At 31.5% G+C, this 13,499-nt stretch carries 15 protein-coding genes; 12 read left to right on the forward strand and 3 right to left on the reverse strand.

Annotated elements, in window-relative coordinates; genetic code table 11:
- Positions 1 to 66: 66 nt before the first annotated feature.
- Positions 67 to 162 carry a type I toxin-antitoxin system Fst family toxin gene (locus tag CD129_RS09975; protein WP_107510030.1) on the reverse strand — a complete coding sequence of 32 codons (96 nt, stop codon included), beginning with the start codon at positions 160 to 162 and terminating at the stop codon, positions 67 to 69.
- 219 nt (positions 163 to 381) lie between these two features.
- On the reverse strand, positions 382 to 1,665 hold the full coding sequence (locus CD129_RS09980) for a homocysteine synthase (RefSeq protein ID WP_115337736.1): 1,284 nt from the start codon (positions 1,663 to 1,665) through the stop codon (positions 382 to 384).
- Positions 1,666 to 1,854: 189 nt separating this feature from the next.
- Here CD129_RS09980 and CD129_RS09985 point away from each other — a divergent pair, with 189 nt between their 5' ends.
- The 6 genes from CD129_RS09985 (at position 1,855) to CD129_RS10010 (ending at position 6,079) form a co-directional block, all read left to right on the forward strand.
- Entirely contained in the window at positions 1,855 to 2,601 is a 747-nt protein-coding gene (locus CD129_RS09985) for an amino acid ABC transporter ATP-binding protein (RefSeq protein ID WP_078357309.1), read from the forward strand.
- A gap of 10 nt (positions 2,602 to 2,611) precedes the next feature.
- A complete protein-coding gene (locus CD129_RS09990) occupies positions 2,612 to 3,439 on the forward strand; it encodes a transporter substrate-binding domain-containing protein (protein WP_078357310.1) in 828 nt (275 codons plus the stop codon).
- Positions 3,440 to 3,450: 11 nt separating this feature from the next.
- A complete protein-coding gene (locus CD129_RS09995; RefSeq protein ID WP_078357311.1) occupies positions 3,451 to 4,146 on the forward strand; it encodes an amino acid ABC transporter permease in 696 nt (231 codons plus the stop codon).
- A 5-nt stretch (positions 4,147 to 4,151) separates the two neighbouring features.
- Positions 4,152 to 4,856, forward strand: a complete 705-nt coding sequence (locus tag CD129_RS10000) for an amino acid ABC transporter permease (RefSeq protein ID WP_237687726.1) — start codon at positions 4,152 to 4,154, stop codon at positions 4,854 to 4,856.
- Positions 4,857 to 4,972: 116 nt separating this feature from the next.
- Positions 4,973 to 5,500: a GNAT family N-acetyltransferase gene (locus tag CD129_RS10005; RefSeq protein ID WP_107510027.1), complete on the forward strand. Its 528-nt coding sequence runs from the start codon at positions 4,973 to 4,975 to the stop codon at positions 5,498 to 5,500.
- Positions 5,501 to 5,686: 186 nt separating this feature from the next.
- Positions 5,687 to 6,079, forward strand: coding sequence for a hypothetical protein (locus CD129_RS10010; RefSeq protein WP_126577749.1), 393 nt, complete (start codon positions 5,687 to 5,689; stop codon positions 6,077 to 6,079).
- Positions 6,080 to 6,215: 136 nt separating this feature from the next.
- On the opposite strand, the gene CD129_RS10015 is transcribed toward CD129_RS10010, so the two are convergent.
- Positions 6,216 to 6,899 carry a DUF1129 family protein gene (locus CD129_RS10015; RefSeq protein ID WP_078357314.1) on the reverse strand — a complete coding sequence of 228 codons (684 nt, stop codon included), beginning with the start codon at positions 6,897 to 6,899 and terminating at the stop codon, positions 6,216 to 6,218.
- Positions 6,900 to 7,039: 140 nt separating this feature from the next.
- Between CD129_RS10015 and CD129_RS10020 the strand changes: the two genes are divergently transcribed.
- From CD129_RS10020 to CD129_RS10045, 6 genes are all read left to right on the forward strand, one after another.
- Complete coding sequence (locus CD129_RS10020) at positions 7,040 to 7,795, forward strand: sulfite exporter TauE/SafE family protein (RefSeq protein ID WP_107509573.1); 756 nt, start codon at positions 7,040 to 7,042, stop codon at positions 7,793 to 7,795.
- 12 nt (positions 7,796 to 7,807) lie between these two features.
- Positions 7,808 to 8,245 (forward strand): GNAT family N-acetyltransferase, encoded by a 438-nt coding sequence (locus CD129_RS10025; protein ID WP_115337735.1) that lies wholly within the window; start codon positions 7,808 to 7,810, stop codon positions 8,243 to 8,245.
- A gap of 18 nt (positions 8,246 to 8,263) precedes the next feature.
- Positions 8,264 to 10,306, forward strand: coding sequence for a cation:proton antiporter (locus CD129_RS10030; protein WP_107509571.1), 2,043 nt, complete (start codon positions 8,264 to 8,266; stop codon positions 10,304 to 10,306).
- 70 nt (positions 10,307 to 10,376) lie between these two features.
- Positions 10,377 to 11,225 (forward strand): SA0632 family lipoprotein, encoded by an 849-nt coding sequence (locus CD129_RS10035; RefSeq protein WP_115337733.1) that lies wholly within the window; start codon positions 10,377 to 10,379, stop codon positions 11,223 to 11,225.
- A 68-nt stretch (positions 11,226 to 11,293) separates the two neighbouring features.
- Entirely contained in the window at positions 11,294 to 11,587 is a 294-nt protein-coding gene (locus CD129_RS10040; protein ID WP_078357319.1) for a hypothetical protein, read from the forward strand.
- A gap of 64 nt (positions 11,588 to 11,651) precedes the next feature.
- Positions 11,652 to 13,226 carry a Gldg family protein gene (locus tag CD129_RS10045; RefSeq protein ID WP_115337732.1) on the forward strand — a complete coding sequence of 525 codons (1,575 nt, stop codon included), beginning with the start codon at positions 11,652 to 11,654 and terminating at the stop codon, positions 13,224 to 13,226.
- Positions 13,227 to 13,499 lie beyond the last annotated feature (273 nt).

Below are 13,499 nucleotides of genomic sequence, written 5' to 3' on the forward strand. Positions count from 1 at the left end.
AGATACACCAACCCCCTCACTACTCTCAATAGTGAGGGGTTTTTTTGGTGTGACTAGTCGCCTATTTTACTTATCATCGCGTTTGCGTAGCCAATGCGTGAATAACGCGATAATACAACCACTGATGACTGCAATCGTGATCTGAACAAGGATTTCTAGCATAGATTAACACCTCCTCTCTACGTCAAATAGACGCCTGAGAGATAGGCGACATCAGTATTATATCATCTGTAAATACACAAGCATATGTACTTCTCACATTCTTGTATATCTTACCAACAGCATAAATAAGAAAATAAAAAAGTAGTGAAGATTATCTGCTGTCGTAGATTTCTTCACTACTTTTTTTAGTATATTTTCAGACGTATTCGCCAACAAATATTATTTAATTTTATTTAAAGCTTGTTCTAAGTCTTTGATAATATCATCACTTGATTCTGTTCCTACTGAAAGGCGGACTAAATCTTTTGTTACGCCTGATGCAACTTGTTCTTCTTCGGACAGTTGTTGGTGGGTTGTGCTTGCTGGATGTATTACAAGTGATTTAGAGTCTCCTACATTTGCTAATAATGAGAATAGTGATAGGGCTTCTACAAAGTCTGGAATTGCTTCGGAATCGCCTTTAACTCCAAATGTTAGTATTGCTCCTTGTCCTTTTGGTAAATACTTCTTAGCGAGTTTATGATATTGATTTGATTCAAGTCCTGGATAGTTCACCCAGCTTACTTTATCATGTGATTCTAAAAATTCTGCTACTTTTTGGGCATTTTCAGAATGACGTTCTGTTCTTAAATGTAATGTCTCAAGTCCTATTAAGAATTGTTGGGCATTAAATGGTGATAATGATGGTCCGAGATCTCTTAATAATTGAACACGTGCTTTTGTAATATAAGCTGCTGGACCTACGTCATTAACGTAAGAAACGCCATGATAACTTGGGTCAGGTTCTACTAATCCTGGGAATTTTCCGTTATCCCAATTAAATTTACCACTATCTACAATTACGCCACCGATAGACGTTCCGTGACCACCAATGAATTTAGTTGCTGAATGTACAACAATATCTGCACCATATTTAATTGGTTGTAGTAGGTGAGGTGAAGCAAATGTATTATCTACTATTAAAGGAATGCCATTTTTATGTGCTACTTCAGCGACACCTTCAATATCCAGTACATCAATACGTGGATTACCGATAGTTTCAGCGAAGATCAGTTTAGTATTGTCATTAATTGCAGCTTCGAAATTTGCTGGATCATCTGGATCTACAAAATGTACTTTAATGCCAAATTTCTTTAGTGTAACTGCAAATAAATTATATGTACCACCATATAAATTAGTAGATGCAACAACTTCAGAGCCACTTTCGGCAATGTTTAAAATACTTAAAGTAATGGCAGCTTGTCCACTACCTACACTTAATGCAGCTAAACCTTCTTCTAATAATGCGATACGTTTTTCAAAGACATCATTAGTCGGATTCATAATTCGAGAATATATATTACCTTCTTCAGCTAAGGAGAATAAGTTTTTAGCATGTTCAGTTGATTTAAATGTAAATGACGTAGTTTGATGAATAGGAACGGCTGTTGAACCAGTAACTGGATCAGGTACTTGACCACCGTGAATTGCAAGCGTTTCTTTATTCCAATTTTCTTGTGTCATTAATAAATACCTCCTTAAGTTATATATGTCATTATAGTCAGACAATTTTAAAAATTCAATCTAATCCGAGTAAAAAGATAAGAAAATTTTATAAATGGCTTGAATTAGGGATTTTAAATTAAAACCGACTTTACTTATAGGAATAGTTGTGATAAATTCAACTTAATATTTTGTTCGGGAGTGAATGACTTGATAACAGTTGAAGGGTTACACCATAAGTTTGGGGATAATGAAATTTTGAAAGATATTAATTTTGAACAAGAAAAAGGGACAGTTACAGCAATTATAGGACCAAGTGGTTCAGGAAAAACCACTTTATTAAGAAGTTTAAATATGCTCGAAACACCATATAAAGGTGTAATTGAATTGGGAGATACGTTATTTAATATTGAAAATTTTAATAAAAATGATGTAGCAAAATTAAGAAAACAGTCGGCTATGGTATTTCAGCAATATAATTTATTTAAAAATCGTACAATTTTAGAAAATATTACTGAAGGTTTGATCTATGGACAAGGCATGAGCAAGAAAGAAGCAAATGCTAAAGGTATGGAATATTTAGACAAAGTTTCACTAAAAGATAAAGCAAATGCATACCCAGTACAATTATCAGGTGGGCAGCAACAACGTGTAGGTATCGTAAGAGCATTAAGCATTGAACCAGAAGTGCTTTTATTAGATGAACCAACTTCAGCATTGGACCCTGAATCTGTACAAGGCGTGCTAAATATTATTCAAGAAATTGCTAGTGAAGGTAGAACGATGGTTATCGTGACACACGAAATACAGTTTGCTAAAGAAGTTTCAGACCAAGTCATATTCATGGATAATGGAGAAATTATTGAAAGCGGTAGTCCTGAGGATGTAATTGATAATCCATCATCGGAACGTACAAGAAAATTTTTAAGTCGTTTAACTTCAACAGTTGGGGCATAGGAGGTATGAAATGAAGTATATCAAATTTCTAATTGTAAGTGCATTAATCATTTCATTATCTGGTTGTGGTCAAATTTCTAAAGAAAATAATGATAAAAAAGTTATAAAAGTAGCATTATCAGCTGAAGTAAATCCGCCGTTTTTATATACAGACAGTGATAACAATCCAGTTGGCTATGATATGGATTATATGAAAGCTCTTGAAAAGAAGTTGCCACAGTATGATTTTCAATATGAATTTGGTGAAGAGGAATCAAACGTCGTCGGAATTGGTGTAGGTAAATTTGATATGGGGATCAATTGGTTCTTCAAAACGCCAGAACGTGAAGAAAAATTTTTATATCAAAAAGAACCTTACGTATATTCTTTAACGACTCTAATTGTACATAATGATACAAATGATATTGAGACATTGGATGATTTACATAATAAGAGACTTACACCTATGGCTCCAAGTGGTGGGCTTTATTCTATTCTTTCTGGGTATAACAAGTCTCATAAACAACAGATAGATATTGATGAAATTCAAAAAGTATCTAATGGTGAAAATTTTAAAATGATTGAATCAAAACGTCGAGATGCAATGTTCTTAAATTTAACAACATATCAAGCGATTCAAAAAGAATTAAATGCTGATGTTAAAGTAGGTGGCGTTGTTTCAAAAGAATCTATTCATATCTTATATAACAATAAAAATACGCAATTACAAAAAGATATTGATAAAGCGACTAAAGAATTAAAAGAAGATGGTACGCTTGTGAAATTATCTAAAAAATGGTTTGGATTTAATGTATTTGAAGACAGAGATTCATTAAATGACATTAAAGATAGATTATAAGGAGGAGAAAAATGGGAACGACAACTTGGCCAGATTTGTTTATGCAAATTTTAGATAAATTACCAATTACGCTATTCATCATTATTATTTCTCTTCTATTTGCTTTAATTTTAGGGCTGATTTTAGCAGTTATAAGAATAAAAGAAATACCGATATTAACTCAAGTTGTGAAACTGTATGTTTCTTTCGTGAGAAGTACACCGCTTATTTTGCAATTATTTTTAGTTTATTTTGCATTGCCGATTGTCTTGCAATGGATTTACATTGATATTAATCATTTTAGTCGTCTATTTTTTGTCATATTAACCTTCACTCTGCATACAGGTTCATACTTATCTGAAGTGATGAGAGCTGGGTATAATTCAGTTGATAAAGGACAGATTGAAGCAGGAAAAACAGTTGGTTTACGTGATAGAACAATATTGACGAGAATTATTATTCCTCAAGGATTTAGAAATAGTTTACCAAACATCGGTAATCAAGTAATAGAACTGATTAAGGATACTTCACTTGCATTTACTATCGGACTTATTGACATGATGGGGCAAGTTAACTTAATTATAGGGAATAATTACGGTTTAGGAATGTTTCCTGTATATGTGGCGATATGTATTATTTACTGGGTTATTTGTATATTAGTAGAATTTATCGTCATGCTTTTAGAGAAAAAATATAATATACCATATCAAACTGAACAAATGAGGTGAATAAATTGTCTATAGATTTTCCTTTTATGTATGAACATGTTGGAGATATATTAAAAGGTGTTCCAACAACATTATTAATTGCAGTTATAAGTATGGTGTTTGGTTTAGTAATAGGTACTATATTTGCGTTAATTCGAAAAAGAAAGGTACCTGTTATCAATCAAGTTATAGTTGTATTTGTGTCATTCTTTAGATCAACACCTCTCATTGTTCAGTTGTTTGCATTTTACTATGGTACGCCTGTACTAATAGAATGGTTGAATAAAGTTTGGCAATTGAGTTTAGACCCTGATGGCGTCAGTTCATTAACAATCGTTCTCTTTGTATTCACATTACATTCAGCAGCATACTTAACAGAAGTTATGCGAAGTGGATTGAAAAGTGTAGACGATTCGCAAATAGAAGCGGCTATAACAGTTGGTCTAAGAAGACAACATATCTTGATGAGAATTGTAATTCCACAAGCACTAGGATATGCGATACCGAATTTAGGGAATCAATTTATAGCTTTAATAAAGGGAACAGCAATTGCATTTGTTGTTCAAGTAACAGAAATATTAGCGATTAGCCAAATTATAGCTAATGACGGTTATAGATTTGTCGAAGTGTATATCATCGCAAGTGTAATATATTGGATTATGGCGCTGTTTTTCGAATGGGTTTTCGGAAAAATGGAAGCAAGAGTTGGGAAATACTTATATCAAACATAAAAAAACGAGGTCAGCATTACGTTTGTGCGAAAATAGTAATGCAGGACCTCCTTTTTTTATAAATTTTTTCAATTGATGTGTATACTAATATTATAAATATAAGTTGGAGGTACATCATGATTGAAATTCGACCAGTTAAAATAGAAGATGCAAATGAACTTTTAGAAATAGATATTAGAAATAGAGAACTATTTGAAACATATTCAGCAGCAGATAGAAAAGACTCAGATTATCAACTATATAATTATAGAAAAAATATAGAAAAATACTTACAAGATATGAAAAATGACGATGGTTACCATTACGTAATCATACAAAAAGAAGAAAATAAAATAATAGGTACGATCGACTTATTCGCAGTGGTTAGACATAATATCCAAAGTTGCATGATGGGATATGCATTAGACGAAGCATATAGTGGGCAAGGAATTACGACAATCGCTGCAAAAAAAGTAATCAAAATAGCATTTAATGAGCTAGGATTTCATAGAGTAGAAGCAGGCGCACAACCAACAAATGTAGGATCAGTAAGAGTATTAGAAAAAGCAGGAATGATAAGAGAAGGACTAAACAGATCAAACGTTAGAGTCAAAGGAGAATGGAAAGACCATTATTTATACGCAATCGTAAATGAGAACTTTTAAGGATGTGGAATAGTATTGTGGATGGTGTTATCAGGATTAATAATCTATTTAGTATTATTTTTATATTCTAAATATCTCATTAAAAATGAGAAATTCATGCTTATTCACTTAATGTTTACCTTGATTTTTATATGTTTTAGTCAAGTATCCATTATATATTTTGAAAATTTAAATGGACAATTGAATGTGTATACTTTAGTACTTGGTTTGTTATTTATATTTATGATGAGTGTATCTATGTTCTTACAAGTGATATGTGATATTTTATTAGCTACACAACTTGTAAGAAATGAAATAGTAGATAAAATATTCAAAATTGTATCAGACCCTATTGAAGTTATGAGTCATATAGTGAAATCAATTTGGTTGTTGAGTTTGGGAATGTTAATGATTCAAAATCATTATTATATTTTAGGAGTTATAACATTAATATGGGGATTATTGATAATTTATTACTTCAATATTTTAATTAACTATTATACTAAACAAAATAGAGGAATAAGACCTAATACAGTATTTATAAATGGAGAAACTTTTTTGATTTTTGCTATTTTGTTTATAGGTATATTGGTGATATAAATTTTTCAGGCTGATAAAAAAATTTATCGACCCGAAAACGAGAAATACAGGCCGATAAAAATAATTATCGACCCGAAAACGCGAAATACGGACCGATAAAATAAATTATCGGTCCGTATTTTTCCTATATTCCACTTTACCTTGTGTCGGGTTGGTCGATTTTTCTATGATGGTCTATATAAAGTCCTAGTGGTGTGAGTATGAGCGCGATAATGATATAAGCCCAATTGGATGTATAAATTTTTGGTCCTAGTTGCAAGTAAAATCCTGGTAAGTAGAAGGCTAATATTGTTAGTACGAATGTGCCTGATATTAAAATATTCGTTATTGTTGTGGTCCAATTTGATTCGCTATATATCCTTATTTGTACTACTTTGAATATCATCCATATAAAAATGAATATCATCGTAAATCCTGTTACAAACGTTATAAGAAATGTATATAGGTAAGTGTATTCTATTTGAGTGAAGAATCCTGTAAATCCTCGTATAAATGAAAATACGCCTAATAACATTAATATGTGTAAGCCTATAAATTTAAAGATATTTTGAAAAGTACGGTTAGGCATGTTTTTAATCATATTATCTGCATGTTGTTTTGGGTCATGATCAAAGAATTCCATTGCATGCATGCCGTCTTTTTCTGCACTTAATAAATGATTAAGTATGTTAAGTAACATTTTTTCTGAATCATGTTCGTTAATACTTAAGTTAGCACGGACATATGTTATATAGTTTTCATATACTTCTCTATCGTGACTATTTAATCTTAGTCGTTTTACATTGTTTTCAATTATAAGGTCGCGTGTTGATTTTTTCATCAGCGTTTTCCTTTCTTTGTTCAATAATTTCATTTTACCAAGTATTTTATTATAAAACATTACTAATTTGAGGTTTATACTTTTTACAGATGATTAAATTTCCGATATTATTAAATATGACAGGTGGTGAATGCTTGGAGATGTTGACTTTATTTATTGTATTTTTAGTAGGTATTTTTGCTGGAACGATTAATATAGTTTCAGCAGGTGGATCGTTAATTGTTTTACCATTACTTATATTTTTTGGATTACCTACTACAGTTGCGAACGCTTCGAACAGAGTTGCAATTTTAGTTCAGAATATACTAGGTTTATATGTATTTTACATAAAAGGAATGCGCAACGTTAAGTTAAGTCTTATCTTGAGTATACCCGCTATTATTGGCTCTTTTATTGGCGTACATTACGCAATTAATCTCCCAGACGCAATTTTCAACCGCATGTTAGGTATTATTATGCTTCTCGTTTTAATTATTATGATCATTCCAACTAGATGGAAAGGTGCAAACAAGCAAACTGAAAAATTATCCGCCTTTAGAATCGTTCTTCTTATTATTGTATTTCTAGCATTAGGTATATATGGTGGCATTGTTCAAGCTGCTGTAGGATTTTTATTCATTATAGCTTTAAATTTAATTATGCCGAAATTAAATTATGCTGAAGTTCAGTGTATGAAAACTTTAGTCATAACGATTTACTTATCGTTATCGACAATTGTATTTATTTTTCAAGGGTATGTTAATTGGCCATTTGCAATCAGTTTGGCACTTGGATCAGGTATTGGTGGACTTATAGGTGGTCGTTTGACTGTTTCGTTGCCTGAAAAGAAATTAAAAATCATTATGTTTATCGTTATATTTATTTTAGCAATTAAATTATTGATAGAGAACAATTAGGTAGGTAGAACAATGTTTATCATAAAATACATTCAAGATGATGCAAATATTTATAAGATTAGCCAAATGGCTGCAAAGGCTTTTAAAGATGAGAGATATAGTATGAAATTGGCAGTGTCGCTAGAATATGAAGCAATCAAAGGCTCTCTTGAATACGAAAAAAGTATCTTGATTGGTGCTTTTATTGAAGAAGAATGTGTTGGCTTCATATGGGCTAAATTTGATTATAAGGATAAAGAAGTTAAAATTTATAACCTTCTTGTTACTGAAAATCATCGAAAAAAAGGAATCGCTAAAACTTTAAAGCGAGAAGTAGAAAAGTGGGCTCAACAAATGGGTGCATATTCCATAGTTTCAACTGTCCATGCCCACAATGAAAATATGATTCATATTAATGAATCAATGGACTATGAAGTTGAAAAAATTATTATGCGTAAAAAGTTATTTTAAATAGAAGAGAGGAATTCTATGGCCATATTCGAAGGTTTCTTATGGTTCATTATGGGAATTATCCTAAGTTCAATTATTCATCATTACATTTCTAAAATACCATTAAGTTTTGTTCAAATTATTATTGGTTTTGTTATATTTCTATCTCCAATTCCAGTTGAATTAAACTTTGAATCAGAAGTGTTTATGGTGGGCATTATCGCGCCATTACTATTTTTAGAAGGTATTTCAGTTTCGCGTGTCCATTTAGCTCGGTATTTAAAACCCGTTATGTCAATGGCACTTGTACTCGTATTTACAACAGTTCTAGGGGTCGGATTCTTATTACATTTAATCTGGCCAGAACTACCATTAGCAGCGTGTTTTGCTATTGGTGCAATTGTTTCTCCAACTGATGCGGTGGCAGTTCAAGCTATTGCAAAAGGTAAGATGTTACCAAAAGGTTCTATGACAATATTAGAGGGTGAATCTTTATTAAATGATGCAGCAGGTATATTATCATTTAAGATTGCTTTAGCAGCTTTAGTAGGTGGATCATTCTCATTATCAGGAGCAGTTGGACAATTTCTTATCACGGCAGTCGGAGGCGCAATTGTTGGTCTTATACTTGGTTATGGTGTAGTGCAGTTGCGCGTTTACTTAACTAGAAATGGTATTAATAATGGGAATATGTTGACGTTTATACAGGTTATAACACCATTTTTAGTATATATCGTTGCAGAAACATTCCATTCATCAGGCATTATTGCAGCTGTTGTCGCTGGTTTAATTCATGGTGTTGAAAAGGATAGAATCGCACAAGCAACTACGAAGGAACAAGTTACTTATAATCATACTTGGGATTTATTAAGTTACTTATTAAATGGATTTGTATTTATTTTATTAGGTTTCTTAATACCAGAAGTATTATTTAACATTTTAGAAGAACCAAAACAGGAAGTAATGCATGTTATTGGCATGACACTGTTTGTAGCAGCATTAGTTTATACATTTAGATTCATTTGGGTGCTTATTTCATACCCGTATTTCTACTTACCTGAAAGTAGATTTTCTAGAATGTTAAATAGTGGGAAAGATATAGAACCACAATCTCAAATAGATAAGCCGAATCGTTTTAAATATGCATTTATTATGACGATATGTGGGGTGCACGGTACAATTTCATTGGCAATCGCTTTAATGCTACCATTTAAATTATCCGAACACACAGACTTTATTTATAGAGATAATTTACTATTTATAGCGACAGGTGTTATTTTGATCAGTTTAGTATTAGCACAATTAGTACTTCCACTTGTAACGCCTAAAACTAAACCGAAAGAACAAAGCTTACTAACGTTTAATGAAGCTAAAGTCTTACTTATAGAAAGTGCATTAGAGAACTTACAAGAATTTTACAGTAAAGAAACAAGTTATATTTACGGGAAAATTACACGTAGTTATCATATGCAATTATCATTCTTAAGAGAGAACGATGAAAAAGATGAAGATATTAAAGAATTAGAGCGTATGCAAAGAATCGCTATTGATACAGAATTTAGAACGTTAGATAAATTGATTAAAGATGATAAAATTTCACAAAATACATTTGATAACTATAGACAAATTACTGAACGTTCAACTACCTTTAAGAATGCATCACTGTATACGAAAGTTAAACTAATGGTGAAGTTATTTGTTCGACGTAGAAAAATTAAAACATTTGTCAATGCAACAAGTTCACTTTCAATTGAAGCAAACTTAAAAGAGATGAGATTTATAACTAGAGAAGTTCATTTCCAAGTTGTAAAAAGATTAACTGAAGAAATGAATGATGATAATGAGTTTGAAATTAGCATCGTTTGTGATTCTTATTTAAATAAAGTTGAAAGATTAACACCTAATCATTTTAAAGGTAACCATTCAGCTGTCTATACAGAAATGGAAATATACGCTTTAAGAATTCAAAGAGAAATGATTAATGAGTTAACTGAAGAAGGTAAAATTGGGCGTGCAATGGCTATAAAATTAAGAGAATCCGTTAATTACGATGAAATGATAGTACTAGGCAATAGTATCTAATTTGTTTTCAATAGATAGCTTACATGTAGTGTGGTAAAATATTTAAGACTATATATAGGAGGCGACACCTATGAAGAAAGCACTTTTACTTATGGTGAGCTCATCAATTATTTTAGCTGCATGTGGCAATGATGATGAACAGAAGAATTTAGAACAAGAAATTAAGTCTTTAGAACAATCATCTAAAGATTATCAAAAAAATAAAAAGTCTTTAGAAAAAGAGAATAAAAAATTAAAAGATAGTATTAAAGACAAAGAAGATGAGTTGGAAAAACTCAAAGATGAAGTTAAAGCAAATCAATCTGATACAGAAGAGTCAAAGAGCAGTAAAGAAGATTCTAAAGATAAAAAGGAAACATCAAGTACAGAAAAAGAGCAATCAGCAAAAAAGCCTTTTCCTAATACAATTCGTACTTCAACAAATGGTGAAGTTGAAGTAGTAGATGACATTGATGGTAAACATTTTCAATTTGAAGATAGTGGTATGAAGGTAAGCATTGACCATTTACAGATTTTCCAAGTGAATAATATGCCAGAAGGTCAGGTGTTGCTCTTCAATGGAGCTAAAGATGGTTATGTTGTCATGTATGAAGTCGTAACTGAAAATACAACAAATGATAAGTTATTCTATGACAACACAGCATCTATCCAACATGGAGAACAAACACAACGTTCTGACTATGCTTCATTTATACCAGATTCTCATAACGAGAAATATATGAAGAAATCTAAAGAAAATACTGATGAATATCAACCAGGTGAAAAGACTAAAAGTTTAAAGTCTATTCCTATTTCTAAAAAAGTGTATCAAGCAATTAAAGATAATAGTGCAACATTCAATATTCATGGCGGTGTGAGTAAGACATCTACATATGATGATGCGTCTGACAAAGTTAAATCTTTTAAATTGAATATATAGGTTTGGTTTAGTTTGAATTGTATTAGGGAATAAACTATAAATGATTATTTGAAAAGAGGGATGTTATCGTGCATGAAAAAGAATTTGTTCTCATAGAAGGAAAGAAAATAACATTATTAGAATTAGGCAAAGAAATCGAGAATATAACTGGTCGTACTTTGAAAGTAACAACAGGTGAAGTGAGAAGTTGGCCATCAGAAGCAGTTGTTTTCGATCGCAAATCTAACGTTAATCAAGTAACATATCGATTTAATGATGTTAATGATATAATTGATGCAACGATTGAAGTTCCTAGAGGATTTAAAGACTATGATACAGACCCTGTAACAGTTAAATTGTTGACTTATATTAGAAGAGCATAGAATATGAACAAACCTCTAACATAATGAGTTGTTAGGGGTTTGTTTTATACATAAGGAGATTATAATGAAATCAAAAATCATCATGATTAGTTTAATAGGATTAATGGCATTTGTAATAGTTGGTTGTTCAAATAATGTTAGTGAAGACAAAGGAAAAGATGGAAAAATAGTTCTATCACCAAACAGTGATGATATAAAGGGTAAAGTACTTTTTGATAGTGCTCACGGTCAAACTGCAGGCAGTGCAGATTGGGTTATTAATGGTGGGTTTTCTGATTTTGCAGAAGCATTGACGAAAGAGAACTATGAAGTGACAGACTTAGGATTTAATCAATTATTAGAATATAACAAAATGAAAAATTATGACTTAGTTGTAATACCTGAAGCAAATAATCCTCTTAAAGCAAGTGAACAAGATGCTATTGAGCAATATGTGAAGTCTGGTGGAAGCATTTTGATGGTTAGTGATCATTATAATGCTGATCGAAACTTTAATCGATATGACTCATCTGAAGTAATGAATGGCTATAGAAGAGGGGCTTTTGATAATCCTACAAAAGGTATGACTTCTGAAGAAAGTGCTTCTGAAAAAATGAATGGCGTTGAAAGTAGAGACTTTTTAAATGAAGTATTTGGTTTAAGATTCAGATATAATGCTTTAGGAAATATAAAAGTAGATGATTTAGCTGATGAAAAAGATAGCTTTGGAATTACAAAAGGTGTTAATGCGGTATCGATGCATGCGGGATCTACCATTGCAATTACGGATCCTAATAAAGCAAAAGGTATAGCATTTGTTCCAAATTTATCGAAAGATGATGCATGGAATCACGCAGTCGACCAAGGCATTTATAATGGCGGCGGAAAAGATGAAGGTGCGTATATAGCAATTAGTAAAGCTGGAGAAGGTAAAGGTGCATTTATTGGGGATTCTTCCATGGTAGAAGACAAATCACCAAAGTACAAACGTGAAGACAACGGTGAAACTAAGAAAACATATGATGGCTTTAAAGAAGAAGATAATCAAAAAATGATAATGCAAATTGTTGAATGGTTAAATAACAAAAAAGATAATAAAGATTTTTCTTCAATGGATATACAACTAGATGACAAGACACCATTATTAAATTTTGAAGAACCTGAAAATAGTAGTGAAGCTGAGAAAGAACCTTGGGGAACACCAAAGCAAGGTTATAAATGGTTCGATGCTTCCACATATGCATCAGGCAGTTATGGCGCTACTGATGAAAAACAAAGTAACGAATCAAATAGTGACAGTAAAGATTCATCAACAAGTAATAATAGTAATAATCAAGGGAATCAAGGAAATCAAAGTGAATTCGATATGCCAACATCTGTTCAAAAACAAGAGAAATTCGAAATAACAGTACATGTAGACGAATCAAAATTATTTAATCAAAAATTTCAATTATCCATTAAGAATAAAGATGGACAAGAAGTTGGAATGTTTAATGGACAAGCACCAGGCGTATCTGATTCAGTAAATCCTAAAATTAATAACGGAGTAACAGATTGGTATTTCAAAACTAAAATCGCCAATGAAGCTGATAATGAAGTAGACGTTGAAGTCTTATCAGGTGGAAACGTTATAGCTAAGACAACAATGCAAGTAGAATGAAAGACACCTCTAAAGTTGAATTTAAATCCAACTTTAGAGGTGTCTTTTTATGTTTGAAAGTGGAATAAGTGGAAATGTAATGAATATGAGGGAGATTGAAGTGACTGAATATTGCTAGTCGAGGTCAACAAGAGTCAAGTCCATAATTTTGTGTAATATCTTTAGATGTAATCAACCATTGGTTTTTTCTAGGGTATTAACAAAATATATATGCTTGGTTTTTAGCTGATATATTTTGTTAATCTCTACTAATTTTAAAAAAATTAGTAGTAA

The organism is Mammaliicoccus fleurettii (genome assembly GCF_003970575.1).
Lineage (GTDB): Bacteria > Bacillota > Bacilli > Staphylococcales > Staphylococcaceae > Mammaliicoccus > Mammaliicoccus fleurettii.

What these genes read in the sequence shown, in the direction of transcription:
- CD129_RS09975 (WP_107510030.1), bottom strand. Translation starts at nt 162, where the DNA reads ATGCTAGAAATCCTTGTTCAGATCACGATTGCAGTCATCAGTGGTTGT.
- CD129_RS09980 (WP_115337736.1), bottom strand. Translation starts at nt 1,665, where the DNA reads ATGACACAAGAAAATTGGAATAAAGAAACGCTTGCAATTCACGGTGGT.
- CD129_RS09990 (WP_078357310.1), top strand. Translation starts at nt 2,612, where the DNA reads ATGAAGTATATCAAATTTCTAATTGTAAGTGCATTAATCATTTCATTA.
- CD129_RS09995 (WP_078357311.1), top strand. Translation starts at nt 3,451, where the DNA reads ATGGGAACGACAACTTGGCCAGATTTGTTTATGCAAATTTTAGATAAA.
- CD129_RS10005 (WP_107510027.1), top strand. Translation starts at nt 4,973, where the DNA reads ATGATTGAAATTCGACCAGTTAAAATAGAAGATGCAAATGAACTTTTA.
- CD129_RS10015 (WP_078357314.1), bottom strand. Translation starts at nt 6,899, where the DNA reads ATGAAAAAATCAACACGCGACCTTATAATTGAAAACAATGTAAAACGA.
- CD129_RS10020 (WP_107509573.1), top strand. Translation starts at nt 7,040, where the DNA reads ATGTTGACTTTATTTATTGTATTTTTAGTAGGTATTTTTGCTGGAACG.
- CD129_RS10025 (WP_115337735.1), top strand. Translation starts at nt 7,808, where the DNA reads ATGTTTATCATAAAATACATTCAAGATGATGCAAATATTTATAAGATT.
- CD129_RS10030 (WP_107509571.1), top strand. Translation starts at nt 8,264, where the DNA reads ATGGCCATATTCGAAGGTTTCTTATGGTTCATTATGGGAATTATCCTA.
- CD129_RS10035 (WP_115337733.1), top strand. Translation starts at nt 10,377, where the DNA reads ATGAAGAAAGCACTTTTACTTATGGTGAGCTCATCAATTATTTTAGCT.
- CD129_RS10045 (WP_115337732.1), top strand. Translation starts at nt 11,652, where the DNA reads ATGAAATCAAAAATCATCATGATTAGTTTAATAGGATTAATGGCATTT.